The following is an 18,111-nucleotide window of genomic DNA, read 5'->3' on the forward strand; positions in this document are numbered from 1 at the left end:
CGGCCGGGCCTGAGGCCGGCATGAGGTGGCGGGAGAGGGTGGTCAGGGCCTCTTCGATCTCGGTCAGGCGGGTGGGGTCGTCGGAGCCCAGGGCGGCGGCCAGGGCGGATTCGATGCGGGTGGCGCGGACCTGGGCGACGCGGGCGGAGATCTCGGGAGCCGGGCGGACGAGGACGCGGCGGCGGTCGGCGGGATCCGGGACGGTCTCGACGGAGCTCGCTTCCTTCAAGCGGGCGACTGCCGTGGACACCTGACTCTGCGGCAGGCCCGTGCGGGCGGCGATCTCGCCTACGGAGCTGTCAGGGTGGGCGGCGACGTCGCTGGCCACGATCAGGACGAGGCGGGCACTGCCGGCGTACCGGCCCTCGCCGCCGGGGGGTTCGGGCAGGGCGTCCTCGCCGATTTTCATCAGGATGCGGCCCAGCAGGAACAGTTCGACTCCGTTCACATCCCCAATGTACATCGAGTTCGATCCATCGAGTTTGATTCATTGGGTTTGATGTATCCAGCTCGATGGAATATTGTGGATGGAGGACGCGGTGGAAGGGCCATCGCTAATCGAGGGGGAACGCTGTGACCAGGGCCATCGACAGGGACATGCACACGGACACGGACATGGACCGCGGGGTGCTCTCCGTTCCGGGGGGCGTCCTGCACTACCAGGTGCGGGGTGCCGGGCCGCTGCTGCTGATCTCGCAGAGTGGGGAGGGGGACGCCGATCGCAGTACCGACCTCGTCGAGCAGCTCGCCGGGGACTACCGCGTGATCACGTACGACCGGCGGGGTCTGTCGCGCAGTCGGCTGGACTCCCCCGAGCGCGGGGCGACCCTGGTCGAGCATGCCGATGACGTGCACCGGCTGGTAACCGCCCTCGGCGACGGCCCCGTGCTCATGCTCGGCTGCAGTCTCGGGGCGGTCATCGGGCTGCACGCCGCCGTGCGCCATCCGGGGTTGATCCACACGCTCATCGCTCACGAACCCGTCGCGCCGCGACTGCTGCCCGGCCAGGAGCGCGGTCGGCACGAGGGCGAACTCGCCGAGCTTCAGGAGCTCTACCGCCAGGGCGGTCTCGGCACCGTGCTCCCGGAGATCGCCCGGACGCTCGGCATCGACCCGGCCGGCGCCGACGCCGAGCCCGGGCTGACGCCGCAGCCGATGGACGCCCAGCGGGTCGCCAACTTCGACTACTTCATCCGGCACGACTTCACCGCGATCATCCACGACACCCTCGACACCGATGCTGTGAAAGCGAGCGGCACCCGCATAGTCCCCGCCTTCGGGCGCACCACGCCGCGCACCGTCTTCGACTACCGGTGCGCCCAGTCGCTGGCCGAGATCGTCGGCCGCGAGGCGGTGGAGTTCCCCGGCGGGCACAACGGGAACACCAGTCACCCGCGCGCCTACGCGGCCCGGCTCCGGGAGGTCCTGGCCGAGGTGGGATGACGCCCCGGAGGAGGTCGGGGGGCGGAGGAGGCCAGGGGGCTGAGGAGGTCAGGGGCGGAGGTGTTTCGCTTCGAATCTGCCGGCGCCGAGGACCAGGACGAACGAGACCTGCTGGCCCTCGGAGAGGCTCTGGGTGTCGCCCTCGATGTCCTCGGCGGTGAAGAACACCGGCTCCTCCGACCCCACGGGGAGCACGAAACCATAGCCATGACGGCGGTCGAACGACTTCACGAACCCGATGCTTCTACCTTTCATGGCGGCCTCCTTCTTCCATGAGTACCCGCCGGGCGGCCCCTTCGCTCGTCGCCTACCCGAGGTCAGGACGGGCGGGTCGCTCTGATCGAGTACATCAGGGGGATCCGGGCGCGGTTCGGCGGGAAGCGGTAGTAGCCGTTGTCGTCGCGGCGGAGGGTGCCGTAGCGGGGGAAGAGGGAGGCCTCGTGTTCGTGGAGGAAGTCGATGCGCAGGCCCGCCGCCGCGATCGCCGAGACGACCTCGCCGACCGGGTGCTGCCACTCCACGCTGCGGTTGTGCACGGTCTCGGCTTCGAGATCGGCGTACGTCCCGGGTGTGATGTCCACCCAGGCGTCGCGGGCGAAGTAGTCGTGCAGGACGCGTGAGCCGGTCTCGTCGTCGAGGACGTCCGTCAGGGGGTGGAATTCAGCGAGGTAGAGGAAGCCGCCGGGGGCTACCAGGGAGGCCGCCACCTCGGCCCAGCGCTCGACGTCCGGGAGCCAGTTGAGCGCGCCGGTGCCGGTGTAGACGATGTCATACGCGCGGTCGGGGACCGCCTCCGCGGCGTCGTAGACGTCGGCGGCGACGAAGGCCGCGCGGTCCGCGGACAGGCCCAGGTCGGCGGCGAGGCCGCGGGCCGTCTCGACGGCCGGCTGGGAGAAGTCCAGGCCGACGACCTGCGCCGCGCCGCGGCGGGCCCAGGACAGGGTGTCCAGGCCTATGTGGCACTGCAGGTGGAGCAGCGAGCGGCCGGTGACGTCGCCGACCTCCGCGAGCTCGAAGTCCCGCAGCGCCTCCTTGCCGGCGCGGAAGGAGGCGAGGTCGTAGAACTCGCTCGCGACATGGATCGGGACGCGTTCGTCCCAGCGCGCGCGATTGGCTTCGCGCCAGTCGGAGGGGGTCGATGCATACATGCCCGGGAGGTTATTCACAGGTTCAGGAGGGCGCGAGCGGATTGTCGGCGGCGCGGAGCATCATGGGGCCATGACCGAGACCAGCAAGACCGGTGACGAGACCGAGGCCGGCAACGAGAACACCGGTGCCGTGCCCGTCTGGGAGCAGCGCTTCCGGGCCCCGCGGGTGTCCCTGCCCGACTGGGCCGAGGAGGCCCCGGAGCGTTCGCTGTTCGTGTCCAACGCGACGGGGACGTACGAGCTGTACGCGTGGGAGCGGGCGACGGGCATACAGCGCCAGGTCACGGACCGGCCCAACGGGACGACGGACGGGACGCTGCCGCCCGACGGCCGGTCGGTGTGGTGGTTCTCGGACACGGACGGGGACGAATTCGGGGTCTGGATGCGCCAGCCCTTCGAGGGCGGGGCCGACGAGCCGGCCGTCCCGGGGCTCGCCCCGTCCTACCCGGCGGGCCTCGCCCTCGGCCGCGACGGGACGGTGGTCGTGGGCCGGTCCACGGACGAGGACGGCTCGACGATCCATCTCGTACGGCCCGGGCGGCCGGAGCCGGCCGAGATCTACCGGCACCGCGAGTCGGCGGGTGTCGGCGACCTCTCGTACGACTCCACGCTGATCGCGATCGAGCACACCGAGCACGGCGACTCGATGCACGCCTCGCTGCGCGTGGTCCGCGCCGAGGACGGGTCGACGGTGGCGGAGCTGGACGACACCAAGGGCGGCACGGAGGAGCTCGGCCTGTCCGTCCTGGGCTTCGCCCCGCTGGCCGGCGACACCCGACTGCTGGTCGGGCACCAGCGACGCGGGCGCTGGGAGCCGATGCTGTGGGACGTGGCCACGGGCGCGGAGACCGACCTGGCCCTGGAGCTGCCCGGCGACGTCTCGGCGGAGTGGTACCCGGACGGCTCGGGGCTGCTGATCCAGCACGGTTACGAGGCGCGCAGCGAGCTGTGGCGGTACGAGATCGGCACCGGCGCGCTGGTGAAGGTGGACACCCCGGCGGGCACGGTCTCGGGCGCGACCGCGCGGCCGGACGGCTCGGTGGAGTACATGTGGTCGTCGGCCGCGCGGCCGGCGGTGCTGCGATCGACGGCGGGCGGCGTGGTGCTCGACCCTCCGGGGCCGAAGGCGCCGGAGTCGGTGCCGGTGGAGGACGTGTGGGTGGAGGGCCCCGGCGGCCGGATCCACGCGCTTGTGCAGCGGCCGACCTCCGGCGAGGGCCCGTTCCCGACGGTGTTCGAGATCCACGGCGGCCCCACCTGGCACGACAGCGACGCGTTCGCGGCGGGCCCGGCGGCCTGGCTGGACCACGGCTTCGCGGTGGTCCGGGTCAACTACCGCGGCTCGACGGGCTACGGGCGGGAGTGGACGGACGCGCTCAAGCACCGGGTCGGGCTGATCGAGCTGGAGGACATCGCGGCGGTCCGCGCGTGGGCGGTCGACTCGGGCCTCGCCGACCCGGAGCGGCTGGTCCTGGCGGGCGGCTCCTGGGGCGGGTATCTGACGCTGCTGGGCCTCGGCACCCAGCCGGACTCCTGGTCGCTGGGCCTTGCCGCGGTGCCGGTCGCCGACTACGTGACGGCGTACCACGACGAGATGGAGGCGCTGAAGGCGCTGGACCGCACGCTGCTCGGCGGTTCGCCGGAGGAGGTGCCGGAGCGGTTCGAGGCCTCGTCGCCGCTGACGTACGTGGACGCGGTGAAGGCCCCGGTGTACATCTCGGCGGGGGTCAACGACCCGCGCTGCCCGATCCGCCAGGTGGAGAACTACGTGGACCGGCTGGCGGCCCGGGGCGCGGTGCACGAGGTGTACCGGTACGACGCGGGGCACGGCTCCCTGGTGGTGGACGAACGGATCAAGCAGGTGCGGCTCGAGCTGGACTTCGTCCGACGCCACCTGGGGACCCCGGCGAAGGAAAGGTGAGGCCGCTGCGTACGGTGGTGGGGTGTACGGGTTCCTGAGAACGCCCCGCTGGTGGGGGATCAACGTCTTCGTCCTGCTGGCGATTCCGTTCTGCGTGTTCATGGGGACGTGGCAGCTGGGCAAGTTCGAGGACCGTGTGGACACCCACGAGGCGGCCGAGCGACGCCCGGATCCGGCGGGCCAGAAGGCGGTGCCGCTGGCCTCCCTGCTCCCGGTGGACCAGGAGACCTCGGGCCGGGTCGCCGAGGCGAAGGGCCGGTACGGCGAGCAGTTCCTGGTGCCGGACCGGCGGCTCGGTGAGCGTGACGGCGCGTACGTGCTGACCCTGCTGAAGACGGACGACGGCCGGGCGCTGCCGGTGGTACGGGGCTGGCTGCCCACCGGCGCGCAGGCCCCGGCCCCGCCGTCCGGCGAGGTCACGGTCACCGGCGCGCTGCAGGCCTCGGAGAACGCGGGCACCAAGGGCGCATCCGCCGCAGGCGGGCTGCCCGAGGGGCAGGTGGGGCTGATCAGCGCGGCCGCGCTGGTGAACCTGGTCGACGACGACGTCTACGACGCGTGGCTGACCCAGACCGACTCCCCCGCCGGCCTGACCCCCGTCCCGCCGAAGGCGGCCGCGGGCACCAGCCTTGACGTCAAGGCGTTCCAGAACCTGGGCTACACGGCCGAGTGGTTCGTCTTCGCGGGCTTCGTCGTCTTCATGTGGTTCCGCCTGCTGCGCCGTGAGGCGGAGGCCCACCGCGACGAGGCCCTCGGCCTCACCTGAGGCCGAGGGGCGGAGCCACCACAGGACCTCAGGACGCGTCCAGCACGCCCGTCCGGTAGATCGTGCCCGCGCAGGCGTTCGAGATGGTCGTCACCGCGGCCGGCGCGCCCGACTCGGGCGTGTGACTCACCGAGACGCTGCCGTCCGCCACACCGCCGTCCTCCGCGACCAGCTGCGGGGCCGTGCCGTCGGTGGAGTCCGAGCCGGTCGAGCCGCTGGATCCGGTCCCGCCGTCCGTGGCCGGCGGGGTCGGCGTCGGCGAGGTGTTGGTCGTCGGGCACGTCTCCGAGGGGACCCAGGCGAACTTCACCTCGTACGCCGTGTCCGGCTTCAGCAGCAGCGAGGGGGACTCCTGCGACGGGTCCGGCAGGCCGCCGGCCGCGTCGCCCGCATGATGCGTCACGACCGAGATCTTGGCCGGGTCGGCCGCGCCCGCCGCCTGGAAGGAGACGCCGCCCGCGCCGGTGACGGCGCAGTCCCGGCCGGAGATGTTGGAGATCCGGAAGGTGCCGTACACCTTGCCCTCCGCGTCCGGTCCGCCCGCGTGCGCCGACGTGACGCCGAGCTGGTCGGCCCGGCAGGTCGGCGAGGTGACGGGCACGGACTCCGGTACGTGATCGCCCGTCCCCTGGTCCAAGCCGCCGCCGGTGCGCGAGTCGGATCCGCGGGGCTTCTCCTTGGCCGGGTCGTCGCGGGTGCCCGGGGAGGTCGAGAAGGTCGGGGAGCCGCTGCCCTTCCCGCCGCCCTCGACGCCCGTCTCGCTGCCGGTGCCGCCCTGCGCCTGCTCGCCGTGCCCGGCGTTGACCGCGCGCTCGTCGGTGACCCCGCCCGAGGTCGCGACGTGCACGAACGCCGGGACGGCCGTACCGATCAAAACCGCGGCGGCCGCGAAGCCGACGACGGCCTGCCGCTTGCGGGCGCGCCGCGCGGGCACCGCCCGGCGCAGGTGCTCCAGCGCCCCGTCGGTCGGCTCCAGGTCGCTCACCGCGCCCTGGAACAGCCGCCGCAGCGCCTCCTCGTCCCCGCGGTGGCTGGTGCCGAAGGCCCCGCCCAGAAGCTCGCCCAGCCCGTTGTCCGGCTCTGGCCCGTCGTTCACAATGTCGTTTCCACTCAGCTCGTCGCGTTCGTCCCGCTCGGCGCGGTCCTCACGCCCGTCCTGCTCGGCGCGGCCATCCCGCTCGGCGCGCTCGTCGTGCCCGTCATCAAGCGGCCCGCTCATGTCGTGGCCTCCATGGCGACCCGCAGCGCCGCGATGCCGCGCGAGCCGTAAGCCTTCACCGAGCCCAGGGATATCCCGAGCGTCTCGGCGACCTGCGCCTCGGTCATGTCGGCGAAGTACCGCAGCACCAGCACCTCGCGCTGCCGCCGCTGCAGTCCGCGCATCGCCTTGATCAGCGCGTCCCGCTCCAGCTGGTCGTACGCGCCCTCCTCCGCGCTCGCCATGTCGGGCATCGGCTTCGACAGGAGTTTCAGGCCGAGGATGCGCCGACGCAGCGCGGAACGCGACAGGTTCACCACCGTCTGCCGCAGGTAGGCCAGCGTCTTCTGGGGGTCGCGGACCCGCGAGCGCGCGGAGTGCACGCGGATGAAGGCCTCCTGGACCACGTCCTCGCAGGAGGCGGTGTCGTCCAGGAGCAGGGCGGCGAGACCCAGCAGCGACCGGTAGTGGGCGCGGTAGGTCTCGGTGAGGTGGTCGACGGTGGTCCCCGCGGCCATGGCGTCGTCAGCGCCCTCGCGCGGGTTCGGAATGCGGGTGGTGCGGGCGGCGGGCATCGGAGCGATCACCGGCATGCCGCCGGCCGGACGCGGCCGCCGGAGCGGACGCACCACGGTGCCTGCGGCGGGAGCGCCGGACCCGCTGCGGACGGGAGCAAGCGCCCCGCCCCGAACGGAAGCCGGTGCCGGGCCCCGAACGGGTGCGGGTGACGAGCCCCGAACCGGCGCCGCGTCCCGCACAGGAGCCAGCGCCCCGGCCCGGACCGGGACGAGCGCCGCGCCCCGCGCGGGGACGAGCGCCGCGCCGCGGAGCGAGACCACCGCTGTGATGTCGAGTACCTCTGCCACGCCTGTTGGACACGTTCCCCCCCGTCAGGGTTGTACGCGTACGCCACCGTTTTTGGCGGTGCGTCGTTCGTCCTCATGCGTACCCGATCTTCCCCATGACCCCGTTCGTGCCGCCGCCGCCCATGGCACCCCGAGGGTGCACACAGAGACGCCCCCGGCCCGGCCATCGGTTGCGGACAAGGGGAAGAGCATCGTCGAACATGACATCGTCGCAGTTCAAGAGCCACTTACTCGTGACTTGTCCGCGACTTGCTCACATCGCGCACACAGATCCTACAAAGGCGAACGATCACGCGTCGCCGAATTCCGGACGCTTCCCGGATTCCGGACGAAGCGCGGAAACGACCGATTCGGCGATCTGCACGACATTGAGCGCCGCGCCCTTGCGGAGGTTGTCGCCGCAGACGAAGAACTCGAGCGCCCGCTCGTCGTCGGCCGCCCGCCGCACCCGCCCCACCCAGGTGGGATCGGTGCCGACGACGTCGGCCGGAGTGGGGAAGTCCCCGGCGCCCGGATCGTCGTAGAGCACCACGCCCGGGGAGGTGGCGAGGATCTCGTGGGCCCGCCCCACCGTCACCGGGTGCTCGAAGCGCGCGTGCACGGACAGCGAGTGCGTGGTCAGCACCGGCACCCGGACGCAGGTCGCGACGACCGGCAGCTTCGGCAGGCCCAGGATCTTGCGGGTCTCCGCGCGCAGGCCCAGCTCCTCGGAGGACCAGCCGCCCTCGGCCGCCGCGCCCGACCAGGGCACCACGTTGAGCGCCACGGGCCCGGCGAACGGCCCGGTGTCCTCGCCGACGGCCCGCCGTACGTCGCCGGGGTGCGAGCCCAGCTCCGTGCCGGCGACCATGGACAGCTGGGCACGCAGCGCGGCCACGCCGTCCTGCCCGGCCCCGCTGACCGCCTGCAGCGCGGTGACGACAACCTCGCCGACGCCGAACTCGGCGTGCAGCGCGCCCAGCGCCACGATCAGCGCCAGGGTGCTGCAGCCGGGGCTCGCGACGATGCCGCGCGGGCGCACCCGTACGGCGTGCGGGTTGATCTCGGGCACGACCAGCGGCACGTCCGGGTCCAGCCGGAACGCCGCCGAGTTGTCCACGACCACCGCGCCCTTGGCGGCGGCGATCGGCGCCCATTGCGCCGCCACGTCCTGCGGTACGAGGAAGAGGGCGACGTCCACCCCCTCCAGTACGTCCTCGGAGAGGGCCACGACCTCGGACTCCTCGCCGCGCACGGCCAGCTTGCGGCCGGCCGAGCGCGGGGAGGCGACGAGTCGGATCTCGCCCCAGATGTCGGCGTGCTGGGACAGCATCTGGAGCATCACCGAGCCGACGGCTCCGGTCGCACCGACGACCGCGAGCGTCGGCCTGCGGTTCATCGGCCGGTGCCTCCATAGACGACGGCCTCGTCGGAGTCGCTGTCGAGGCCGAAGGCGGTGTGGACGGCGCGGACGGCCTCGTTGACGTCGTCCTGGCGGGTCACGACCGAGATGCGGATCTCGGAGGTCGAGATCAGCTCGATGTTGACCCCCGCGTCGGACAGCGCGCGGAAGAAGTCGGCGGTGACGCCCGGGTTGGTCTTCATGCCCGCGCCGACCAGGGAGATCTTGCCGATCTGGTCGTCGTAGCGCAGCGAGTCGAAGCCGATCGAGTTCTTCGCCTTCTCCAGGGCCTCGATGGCCTTGGGGCCCTCGGTCTTGGGGAGGGTGAAGGAGATGTCCGTCAGGCCGGTGGACGCGGCGGACACGTTCTGCACGATCATGTCGATGTTGATCTCGGCGTCCGCGATGGCGCGGAAGATCGCCGCGGCCTCGCCCGGCTTGTCCGGTACGCCGACGACCGTGATCTTCGCTTCGGAGACGTCGTGAGCGACTCCGGAGATGATGGCGTGCTCCACCTGCTCGTCCCCATTCGGCTTTTCGTTGCTGACCCAGGTGCCCGGCAGCCCCGAGAACGAGGACCGCACGTGGATCGGGATGTTGTATCGGCGCGCGTACTCCACGCAGCGGTGCAGCAGCACCTTGGAGCCGGAGGCGGCGAGCTCCAGCATGTCCTCGGAAGAGATCCAGTCCATCTTCCGGGCCTTCTTCACCACGCGCGGGTCGGCGGTGAAGACGCCGTCCACGTCGGTGTAGATCTCGCAGACCTCGGCGTCCAGCGCGGCCGCGAGGGCGACGGCGGTGGTGTCCGAGCCGCCGCGGCCGAGGGTGGTGATGTCCTTGGAGTCCGCCGAGACGCCCTGGAAACCGGCGACGATGGCGATGTTGCCCTCGTCGAGAGCGGTACGGATCCGGCCCGGCGTGACATCGATGATGCGCGCTTTGTTGTGGACCGAGTCGGTGATGACGCCTGCCTGGCTGCCGGTGAACGACTGGGCCTCGTGGCCCAGGTTTTTGATCGCCATGGCCAGCAGGGCCATGGAGATCCGCTCTCCGGCGGTCAGCAGCATGTCGAACTCACGCCCGGCAGGAATCGGGGAAACCTGCTCGGCGAGATCGATCAGCTCGTCCGTCGTGTCGCCCATCGCGGATACCACGACGACCACCTGGTGGCCGGCCTTCTTGGCATCGACGATTCGCTTGGCGACGCGCTTGATGCCTTCGGCATCGGCAACGGAGGAGCCTCCGTACTTCTGCACGACAAGGCCCACGTGCGCTCCTCGCTCAGTCTCTGCCGCAGTCATCACTGCGGTCGGCTCAGTCTAACGAGCGGTCGGGGATCGCCGACCGGATATCGCATGCTGAGATGTCCTGCTCAAGAGATGATCGCAGGTGCGACAGACGGAGGCGTGACGGACAGAGGTCCGGCAGACAGACGTCCGACAGACAGAGGCGCGACGGACAGGGGGTGTCCCGTCAGCGCTTGGCCGGCCGCAGCCCCAGCGGGGCGGCGATCTCCTGGACCATCACCCGGCCGGCCTCCTCCGCGAGGTCGTCCTCGGTGACGTCCTCGTCCGTGTCCAGGCCGTCCAGCTCGGCGAGCGGCTGGTCCAGGCGGACGTGCGCGACCAGCGACTGCAGCGCCCGCAGGGTCGCCGAGGCGGTCGGTCCCCAGTTGGAGAAGTACGAGAACTGCCACCACCACAGCGCCTCGGACGTCCGGCCGGCCCGGTAGTGGGCCAGTCCGTGCCGCAGGTCGGTGACGATGTCCGCCAGGTTGTCCGAGATCCGGGACGGGATCGGGGCCTTGCGCGGCTCGTACGGGTCGAAGACCTCGGAGAACACGTCCACCGGGTCGAGCAGCACCGCGAACCGCTCGCGCAGCTCGTCGACGTCCAGGTCCGGGCCGGTGTCCGGCTCGTACCGCTCGTCCGGGACGATGTCCTCGTGCGCGCCGAGCCGCCCGCCCGCCAGCAGCAGCTGGGAGAGCTCGAGGAGCAGGAACGGGACCGCGCTGTCGGGCTCGTCGCCCTTGGCCACTTCCGTGGTCGCGACGATGAAGGACTCGATCGAGTCCGCGATCTGGACGGCGAAGTCGTCCGGGTCCTGCGTGATCGAGTGCAGCGTGGCGTCAGACATCGAGGGTGCCTCCCTTGAGCGCACGGTGCGCGCATGCCCTGTCGTCATACATCTAGCAGGCGCCGCCCCTCGAACGCACGGCCCAGGGTGACCTCGTCCGCGTACTCCAGATCGCCGCCGACGGGCAGCCCGCTGGCGAGCCGGGTCACCTTGAGCCCCATGGGCTTGATCATCCGCGCCAGGTACGTCGCGGTGGCCTCGCCCTCCAGGTTCGGGTCGGTGGCCAGGATCAGCTCGGTGACCGTGCCGTCCGCGAGCCGCGCGAGCAGTTCGCGGATCCGCAGGTCGTCCGGGCCGACGCCCTCGATCGGGCTGATCGCGCCGCCGAGCACGTGGTAGCGGCCGCGGAACTCACGGGTCCGCTCGATCGCCACGACGTCCTTCGGCTCTTCGACCACGCAGATCACCGTCAGGTCCCGGCGCGGGTCGCGGCAGATGTTGCACTGCTCCTGCTGGGCCACGTTGCCGCAGACCGCGCAGAACCGGACCTTCTCCTTGACCTCGAGGAGCGCGTGCGCCAGCCGGCGCACATCGGTCGGCTCCGCCTGGAGGATGTGGAAGGCGATCCGCTGCGCGCTCTTGGGACCGACGCCGGGCAGCCTGCCCAGTTCGTCGATGAGGTCCTGAACCACGCCTTCGTACAACGGAACGCCCTTCTCGGGGGTGCTTGTTTCTAACGGTAGTGGCTGGAAGTGCGCCTTAGAAGCGGAAGGCGCCTTCGGAACCGGAGTACGGCCCGGAAGCCGAACCGGGTACGGCTGGAGCCGAACCGGAGGTACGGCTCAGAAGCCCAGGCCCGGCATGCCGCCCAGGCCCTGCGCGAGCGGGCCGAGCTTGGCCTGCTGGAGCTGCTGCGCGTTGTCGTTGGCCGCCTTCACGGCCGCGACGACCAGGTCGGCCAGCGTCTCGGTGTCCTCCGGGTCGACCGCCTTCGGGTCGATCACCAGACCGCGCAGCTCGCCGGAGCCGGTCACGGTCGCCTTGACGAGGCCGCCGCCCGCCTGGCCCTCGACCTCCGTCGCGGCGAGCTCCTCCTGGGCGCGCGCGAGGTCCTGCTGCATCTTCTGGGCCTGCTGGAGAAGCTGCTGCATGTTGGGCTGGCCACCACCGGGGATCACGATCACTCACTCCTGGCAATCACTGACGACTGAGCGTCGTCCGTACTCACGACTGGTCGGTACGCCGAGCCTACGTGGTCCACGCCCCGGCTGCCGCCCAACTCTTTCGAGTGAGAAACTCGGTGCTCCTCTACCTGATCAAGACCCTCTTGCGGGCGGAAATCCCGGGAATGCGGGCCCATCGCCCACCATTCGGCGGTAGGAAGGGCAGGCACCACGTGCACCGCACGTCACGCACGACGCATCGCACGACGCAACCATGCAGAGGAGTGCCCCGGTGAGCCAGCAGCCGGAGATGCAGCCGCCGGAGATGCAGCCGGAGCAGCCGGGCCGGGACCCGCGTCCGAAGGAGAACCGGGACCGCAACCGGGACCGCGACCGCAACCCCGATCTGACGGGTTCGCCGTTCCCGCTCGGGGACTGGGGCGAGCCCGCGGAGCGCCTCGACGAGCTGTACCGCTGGGTCGAGGGCAACGCGCTGCGCACCGCCGAGTGGTACCTCTCCGACCGCGTCCGCAAGCGCCTCGCCGCCCGCGCCCTGCGCATCGGCACGGCCCTGGGCGTCGTCGTGGGGGCCGCGCTGCCGCTGCTCGACCTGACGGGCGTCGCGGCGGACGGCGCGGCCGCCTGGGGCTACCTGTCGCTGCTGCTCGCGGCGGCCTGCATCGCGTGCGACCGGTTCTTCGGCCTCACGTCCGGCTGGATAAGGGACGTGGCCACCGCCCAGGCCATCCAGCGGCGGCTGCAGGCGCTGCAGTTCGACTGGGCGTCGGAGAGCGTGCGCGAGGTGCTGGGCCCCACGGAGGGCACCGCGAGCGAGGCGGCGGAGCGCTGCCTGGGCGTGCTGCGCCGGTTCTCGGAGGACGTGACGGAGCTGGTCCGGGCGGAGACGGCGGACTGGATGGTCGAGTTCCGCTCCGGCCCCGCGCCGCTGGTGATGCAGTCGGTGGGGGCACCGGGCGGCCGCCCGGAGAACCCGCACCCCTCGACCCGCTTCCCGCTCCCCCCGGGCACCCGCCCGAACATGCCGCGGCAGCGCCCGCCGGAGCCCCGCTGAGCCAGGGCCGGAACCCGACTCGGCGGGGGTCCGGCCCTCCCGCTCAGCTGAAGATGATCATCGAGCCTTGGCCGAGGCTCCGCGTCGCCGCCGCATGCAGCCCCAGCCACACGTGCCGCTCCCGCGCGAACGGGCTCTCGTCGTACGGCATCGGCCCCGCAGGCTCCTCCAGCGAGGTCGGCCGGTCCGGCGGGCGCGGCGCGGCCGGCGGGTTCGCCGGGTCGATGCCGATCGCCGGCGCCACGAACTCCAGCTCCCGCAGCAGCCCCTGCGAGGAGCCGAGCGGGCCGCCGCCCTCCAGCAGCTCGTCGTTGGAGAGCGGAGCAGGGAAGTCCACCGGGACGTACGCGCCTGCGTGGTCGTAGTGCCAGACCAGATGCGACTGCTGCGCGGTCGCCTCGAACATCTCCAGGAGCTGCTCGTAGTCCCCGCCGAGCTCGCCGACGGGCTCGACCGGCAGCCCGCACATCTGGAGCAGGTACGCGCGGCGCAGGAAGTGCAGGGCGTCGTAGTCGAAGCCGGCGACGGGCGCGACGTCGCCGGACAGCCCCGGCATGTAGGCGAAGACGGGGACGGTGGGCAGACCGGAGTCGGTCAGGGCCTTGTCGTAGGCGGCGATCTCTTCGGCGAAGGGATTGTCGGGGCTGTGGCACAGCACGTCGACAAGGGGGACCAGCCACAGGTCACAGGCCAAGGCGGGCTCGCTCTCCGTCGTCAGTCGTGAGTCATCAGTCGTCAGGTCGGGACAGCGTAGTGGCCTCTGTACCCTCCGCACAGGCCGGGTACGCGCTCAGTGCCCCCGAGCTTGTAAACGCTCCAGCCGGTCCGCCCACTGCAGCGCGTGCGCGTTGTACTCCTCGACGACGGCGATCGCGGCCGCCGCGTCCCCCTGCGTGATCGCGTCGACGAGGTCGGTGTGCCCGCCCCACAGCCAGTCGAGCAGCTCGTGGTCGGAGCGCAGATAGGGCACGGCGAAGACCCAGGCGTGCACGCGCAGCCGGTGCAGGAAGTCCGCGACGTAGTCGTTGGCGGCGACGAGCCGGCTCAGCTCGCGCCAGAAGCGGATGTCGTACCCGATGAGGATGTCCAGGTCGCCGGCGCGGGCGGCGCGGGCGGCGGCCTCGGCCCGGCGGCGCACGGAGGCCAGAACGGCCCCGAACCGCACATCGGGCTCGCCGGGCGGGGCCGGCGTCTGGGGCTGGTGCGCGTCGGCGAGGGCGGAAAGATGGCGGCGGAATATCCCGTCCACGATCATCATCCGGGCCTCGACCATGCCCCGGTAGTCGTCGATCGTGAACCGGTGGACGGCGAACCCGCGGTGGTGGTCGGAGTCGAGCAGCCCCTGCGCGGACAGGTCGACGAGGGCCTCGCGCACAGGTGTCGCGGACACCCCGTACTGCTCGGCGATCTGCTTGACGGTGAACACGTCGCCCGGGCGGAGACGCCCCGCGAGGATCTCGTCACGCAGCGCGTCCGCGATCTGCTGTCGCAGGGTGCTGCGCGTCACCGTCCCGTTCGCGGCTCCGTTGTCGGCCATGGTGCGGCCCCCTCCGTCCGGCTCCCGGACACCCTAGTCCAGGCGGGGAGGGGGCCTTGCCGATCAACGTCGTCGATCAGACCGTGTGCTCGTCCGCCACCGAGAGCGCCGCGTCCAGGGCCGCCAGGCCCTCCTTGGCCTCGGCCTCGGAGACGTTGCAGGCCGGGACGGCGTGGGTGCGGTTCATGTTGATGAAGGGCCACAGACCGTGCTTCTTGGCCGCCGCGCCGAAGGCCACCATGGGGGCGTTGGCCTCGCCGGCCGCGTTGTACGGGACGAGCGGCTCGCGCGTCTCCTTGTTCTTCACCAGGTCGAGCGCCCAGAACGCGCCGAGGCCGCGGACCTCGCCGACGGACGGGTGGCGCTCGGCCAGCTCGCGCAGGCCCGGGCCGAGGACGGTCTCGCCGATGTGGGCGGCGTGCTCGACGACCTTCTCGTCCTCCATCACATGGATGGTCTCGACGGCGGCGGCGCAGGCGAGCGGGTGACCGGAGTAGGTCAGTCCGCCCGGGTAGGGCCGCTTGTCGAAGGTGGCCGCGATCTCCGCGCTGATGGCGACGCCGCCGAGCGGCACGTAACCGGAGTTGACGCCCTTGGCGAAGGTCAGCAGGTCGGGGACGACGTCGAAGTGCTCGGCGGCGAACCATTTGCCGGTCCGGCCGAAGCCGGCCATGACCTCGTCGAGGACGAAGACGATCCCGTACTTGTCGCAGATCGCGCGGACGCCGGCGAGGTATCCGGGCGGCGGCGTCATGATGCCGGCGGTGCCGGGGACGGTCTCCAGGATGATCGCCGCGACGGTCTGCGGACCCTCGAAGGCGATGGTGTCCTCCAGGTGCGCGAGCGCGCGCTCGCACTCCTGCTGCTCGTTCTCGGCGTAGAACGGCGAGCGGTAGAGGAACGGCGCCCAGAAGCGCACGACGCCGGCGGAGCCGGTGTCGGAGGCCCAGCGGCGCGGGTCGCCGGTGAGGTTGATCGCCGTGGACGTCGCGCCGTGGTACGAGCGGAAGGCGGAGAGCACCTTGTGGCGGCCCGTGTGCAGACGGGCCATCCGGACGGCGTTCTCGACGGCCTCGGCGCCGCCGTTGGTGAAGAAGATCTTGTCCAGGTCGCCGGGGGTGCGCTCGGCGATGAGGCGTGCGGCCTCGGAGCGTACGTCGATGGCGAAGGCGGGCGCGAAGGTGGTGAGCTTCGCGGCCTGCTCCTGGATGGCGGCGACCACGCGGGGGTGCTGGTAGCCGATGTTGGTGTAGACGAGGCCGCTGGTGAAGTCGAGGTAGCGGTTGCCGTCGTAGTCCCAGAAGTACGAACCCTCGGCGCCGGCGACGGCGAGCGGGTCGATCAGGCCCTGGGCGGACCAGGAGTGGAACACATGCGCACGGTCGGCGGCCTTCACGGCCGCGCCGGCCTGGGGATCGGGTACGACATGAGGGGTCATGCGCCCAGGGTAAGGACGTGCAGGTCGGAGCGGCCATGACCATCTTGTCCACCGAGACCGGGAGGGACGCGACACGTTGCTGGGAGGGGCGCGACACGTTACCGAGAGGGCGCGGGATTGACAGCAAGCTGTCGACATGACAGTCTGCTGTCATCAGCACGAAGACAGGCACCACGACAGCCGCAGGAGGCCCGCAATGCCCCGCACCGTTCACCTCGCCGTCTACGACACCCTCGCCGACTGGGAGACCGGCCACGCCACCGCATGGCTCGCCCGCGCCGGCTTCACGATCAAGACCGTCGGCTTCGTCGCCGACAAGCCCGTCACCACCATCGCCGGCATCCGGATCGTCCCCGACCTCGCGCTCGCGGACCTGCGCCCCGAGGACAGCGAGCTGCTGATCCTGCCGGGCGCCGACCTGTGGGACACCAGCGACGAGCTCGCGCCGTTCGCGGCCGAGGCCCGCGCGTTCCTGGACGCGAAGGTCCCGGTCGCGGCGATCTGCGGCGCGACCGCCGGCCTGGCCCGCGAGGGCCTGCTCGACGACCGCGCGCACACCAGCGCCGTCGACTTCTACCTCGCCGCGACGGGGTACGCGGGCGCGGAGCGGTACGTCGAGACCGACGCCGTCACCGACGGCGAGCTGATCACGGCGGGCCCGACCGAGCCGGTAGCCTTCGCCCGCGAGATCCTCGGCAAGCTGGGCGCGTTCGAGGGCGCGAAGCTGGACGCCTGGTACCGGCTTTTCCACGACTCGGACCCGGCGGCGTTTGAAGAGCTCAACGCCACAGAAGGAGAAGAGGCTCAGTGAGCCGCGAACAGCAGGACGCGCTGTCCCAGACCGCTCTCGCCGTGTTCCGGCTGAACGGCCAGTTCCTCTCCGTCGCGGACCGACTGGCCGAGCCGGCGGGCCTGACGGCCGCGTGGTGGCAGGTCCTGGGCGCGGTCCTGCCCGAGCCCCTCCCCGTCTCCGGGATCGCCCGCGTCATGGGCATCACCCGGCAGAGCGTCCAGCGCATCGCGGACCTCCTGGTGGCCAAGGGCCTGGCCGCGTACGAGCCGAACCCGGCCCACCGCCGCGCCAAGCTCCTCACCCCCACCCCGGAGGGCCGCGCGGCGATCCACCGCATCAACCCAGGCCACGAGGTACTGGCCGTCCGCCTGGCGAGCGAACTGGGCGGCCAGGAGGCGTTCGACGAGACGGTACGGGTCCTCCACCGACTGTCGGCGGCCCTGGACGCGATCGAGGCGGCGCAGGAGCCCGCACCGGTCGATCAGTAGCCTCAGCCCTCTGCGGCGTGCCCCGGTTGAAACCATCACTTGAGGTCTACGTGCATCTACGGGGCCGGCACAGCCTCCCGCGCCGCGGCTGAGCCGCCCCCGGCAGACGGCGTCAGCAGGACGACCACGGCGCTGCGCAGCAGCAGCGGGTGCACGAACCGGCCCGGCCCGGTCGGCGGGAAGCGCCACGAGAGCGGCCAGGTGTGGCCGCTGAGCGCGGGCACCGGCACGTAACTCACATGGGCGGGACCCGCGTTCAGCCGGGTGACGCCGCGCGGCCACGCGCGGTGCGCCGTGGAACCCGGCGGGACGAGGAAGTACACCCCCCGCCGCCCGTTCGCCTCTATGACGACCGGCCCGGGGTCGCCGCCCGTGAGCCGTTCCATGCAGTCGGCGAGACGGCGCCCGTCGTCGCCGTCGACCCGTACCGCGTCGAATTGCACCCCTGCTTTGCGGAGTTGGAATCCGGAAACTGGAATCCAATCCATGTTTTCTTCCCGATTCGCTGCTTTCACGAAGACATGCTCTCGCGTCGTCGCTAACGTTTTCCAGGACTGAGGAGGGCGCGTCGGGAACCCTTTGACCTGCGCGAACGCGCCTTGCAGGCAGTCGAATTCGGCGGGGAGCAGTTGAGACCGGTTGAGATCGGTTGAGTCCGAATGGGGATCGCGATGGCGCGAGCGGAGAACAAAGAGACGGCGGGTCCCGCGGCACGGATGGCTGCCGTGGTGGCGAAGAGATTGCGAGTGAAGAAAGGCCTGACGCAGGACCAACTGGGGGCGCAGATGGGATACACCGGCGCGGCGATCAGCGCCATGGAG

Annotated in this window: 20 protein-coding genes; 6 read left to right on the forward strand and 14 right to left on the reverse strand. The window is 71.5% G+C overall.

Annotated features, from left to right (window positions below; translation table 11 throughout):
* The coding region (locus tag VIU94_RS35070; protein ID WP_331917944.1) for a MarR family winged helix-turn-helix transcriptional regulator at nucleotides 1-448 on the reverse strand (448 nt) is incomplete at its 3' end.
* A gap of 167 nt (nucleotides 449-615) precedes the next feature.
* Between VIU94_RS35070 and VIU94_RS35075 the strand changes: the two genes are divergently transcribed.
* Nucleotides 616-1,443 carry an alpha/beta fold hydrolase gene (locus tag VIU94_RS35075; protein ID WP_331917974.1) on the forward strand — a complete coding sequence of 276 codons (828 nt, stop codon included), beginning with the start codon at nucleotides 616-618 and terminating at the stop codon, nucleotides 1,441-1,443.
* 48 nt (nucleotides 1,444-1,491) lie between these two features.
* Here VIU94_RS35075 and VIU94_RS35080 read toward each other — a convergent pair whose 3' ends face one another.
* Nucleotides 1,492-1,698, reverse strand: a complete 207-nt coding sequence (locus VIU94_RS35080; RefSeq protein ID WP_331917946.1) for a cold-shock protein — start codon at nucleotides 1,696-1,698, stop codon at nucleotides 1,492-1,494.
* Between the two features lie 62 nt (nucleotides 1,699-1,760).
* Nucleotides 1,761-2,591 (reverse strand): class I SAM-dependent methyltransferase, encoded by an 831-nt coding sequence (locus tag VIU94_RS35085; RefSeq protein WP_331917948.1) that lies wholly within the window; start codon nucleotides 2,589-2,591, stop codon nucleotides 1,761-1,763.
* A gap of 70 nt (nucleotides 2,592-2,661) precedes the next feature.
* Between VIU94_RS35085 and VIU94_RS35090 the strand changes: the two genes are divergently transcribed.
* On the forward strand, nucleotides 2,662-4,512 hold the full coding sequence (locus tag VIU94_RS35090; RefSeq protein WP_331917950.1) for a S9 family peptidase: 1,851 nt from the start codon (nucleotides 2,662-2,664) through the stop codon (nucleotides 4,510-4,512).
* 22 nt (nucleotides 4,513-4,534) lie between these two features.
* Nucleotides 4,535-5,278: an SURF1 family protein gene (locus VIU94_RS35095; protein WP_331917952.1), complete on the forward strand. Its 744-nt coding sequence runs from the start codon at nucleotides 4,535-4,537 to the stop codon at nucleotides 5,276-5,278.
* A gap of 28 nt (nucleotides 5,279-5,306) precedes the next feature.
* Here VIU94_RS35095 and VIU94_RS35100 read toward each other — a convergent pair whose 3' ends face one another.
* The 7 genes from VIU94_RS35100 to VIU94_RS35130 form a co-directional block, all read right to left on the reverse strand.
* On the reverse strand, nucleotides 5,307-6,497 hold the full coding sequence (locus tag VIU94_RS35100; protein ID WP_331917954.1) for a hypothetical protein: 1,191 nt from the start codon (nucleotides 6,495-6,497) through the stop codon (nucleotides 5,307-5,309).
* Nucleotides 6,494-7,243 (reverse strand): SigE family RNA polymerase sigma factor, encoded by a 750-nt coding sequence (locus VIU94_RS35105; RefSeq protein WP_414721062.1) that lies wholly within the window; start codon nucleotides 7,241-7,243, stop codon nucleotides 6,494-6,496. Before VIU94_RS35105 ends, VIU94_RS35100 begins: the two co-directional genes overlap by 4 nt.
* 388 nt (nucleotides 7,244-7,631) lie before the next feature.
* The gene (locus tag VIU94_RS35110) at nucleotides 7,632-8,720 is read right to left on the reverse strand and encodes an aspartate-semialdehyde dehydrogenase (protein WP_331917956.1); all 1,089 of its coding nucleotides are present in this window, start codon (nucleotides 8,718-8,720) and stop codon (nucleotides 7,632-7,634) included.
* Nucleotides 8,717-9,991, reverse strand: a complete 1,275-nt coding sequence (locus VIU94_RS35115; protein ID WP_331917958.1) for an aspartate kinase — start codon at nucleotides 9,989-9,991, stop codon at nucleotides 8,717-8,719. Before VIU94_RS35115 ends, VIU94_RS35110 begins: the two co-directional genes overlap by 4 nt.
* Nucleotides 9,992-10,196: 205 nt before the next feature.
* Nucleotides 10,197-10,859, reverse strand: coding sequence for a DUF5063 domain-containing protein (locus VIU94_RS35120; protein WP_331917960.1), 663 nt, complete (start codon nucleotides 10,857-10,859; stop codon nucleotides 10,197-10,199).
* Between the two features lie 44 nt (nucleotides 10,860-10,903).
* Nucleotides 10,904-11,503 carry a recombination mediator RecR gene (recR, locus tag VIU94_RS35125; protein ID WP_041662562.1) on the reverse strand — a complete coding sequence of 200 codons (600 nt, stop codon included), beginning with the start codon at nucleotides 11,501-11,503 and terminating at the stop codon, nucleotides 10,904-10,906.
* Nucleotides 11,504-11,641: 138 nt separating this feature from the next.
* Nucleotides 11,642-11,977, reverse strand: coding sequence for a YbaB/EbfC family nucleoid-associated protein (locus tag VIU94_RS35130; protein ID WP_331917978.1), 336 nt, complete (start codon nucleotides 11,975-11,977; stop codon nucleotides 11,642-11,644).
* A 295-nt stretch (nucleotides 11,978-12,272) separates the two neighbouring features.
* On the opposite strand from VIU94_RS35130, the gene VIU94_RS35135 reads away from it, so the two are divergent.
* Nucleotides 12,273-13,034, forward strand: coding sequence for an SLATT domain-containing protein (locus VIU94_RS35135; protein ID WP_331917980.1), 762 nt, complete (start codon nucleotides 12,273-12,275; stop codon nucleotides 13,032-13,034).
* Nucleotides 13,035-13,077: 43 nt separating this feature from the next.
* On the opposite strand, the gene VIU94_RS35140 is transcribed toward VIU94_RS35135, so the two are convergent.
* The 3 genes from VIU94_RS35140 to VIU94_RS35150 form a co-directional block, all read right to left on the reverse strand.
* Nucleotides 13,078-13,728 (reverse strand): putative DNA-mimic protein, encoded by a 651-nt coding sequence (locus tag VIU94_RS35140; protein ID WP_331917962.1) that lies wholly within the window; start codon nucleotides 13,726-13,728, stop codon nucleotides 13,078-13,080.
* A gap of 96 nt (nucleotides 13,729-13,824) precedes the next feature.
* The gene (locus tag VIU94_RS35145) at nucleotides 13,825-14,571 is read right to left on the reverse strand and encodes a GntR family transcriptional regulator (RefSeq protein WP_331917964.1); all 747 of its coding nucleotides are present in this window, start codon (nucleotides 14,569-14,571) and stop codon (nucleotides 13,825-13,827) included.
* A gap of 76 nt (nucleotides 14,572-14,647) precedes the next feature.
* A complete protein-coding gene (locus tag VIU94_RS35150; protein WP_331917966.1) occupies nucleotides 14,648-16,009 on the reverse strand; it encodes an aspartate aminotransferase family protein in 1,362 nt (453 codons plus the stop codon).
* Between the two features lie 196 nt (nucleotides 16,010-16,205).
* Here VIU94_RS35150 and VIU94_RS35155 point away from each other — a divergent pair, with 196 nt between their 5' ends.
* Both VIU94_RS35155 and VIU94_RS35160 read left to right on the forward strand, forming a co-directional pair.
* A complete protein-coding gene (locus VIU94_RS35155) occupies nucleotides 16,206-16,820 on the forward strand; it encodes a DJ-1/PfpI family protein (protein ID WP_331917968.1) in 615 nt (204 codons plus the stop codon).
* Nucleotides 16,817-17,290, forward strand: a complete 474-nt coding sequence (locus tag VIU94_RS35160; protein WP_331917970.1) for a MarR family winged helix-turn-helix transcriptional regulator — start codon at nucleotides 16,817-16,819, stop codon at nucleotides 17,288-17,290. The genes VIU94_RS35155 and VIU94_RS35160 overlap by 4 nt, the downstream gene beginning before the upstream one ends.
* A 56-nt stretch (nucleotides 17,291-17,346) precedes the next feature.
* Here the strand turns inward: VIU94_RS35160 and VIU94_RS35165 are convergent, their stop codons facing one another.
* Nucleotides 17,347-17,778 (reverse strand): hypothetical protein, encoded by a 432-nt coding sequence (locus tag VIU94_RS35165; RefSeq protein WP_331917972.1) that lies wholly within the window; start codon nucleotides 17,776-17,778, stop codon nucleotides 17,347-17,349.
* Nucleotides 17,779-18,111: the final 333 nt, after the last annotated feature.

It is taken from the genome of Streptomyces sp. (assembly GCF_036566765.1).
GTDB lineage: Bacteria > Actinomycetota > Actinomycetes > Streptomycetales > Streptomycetaceae > Streptomyces.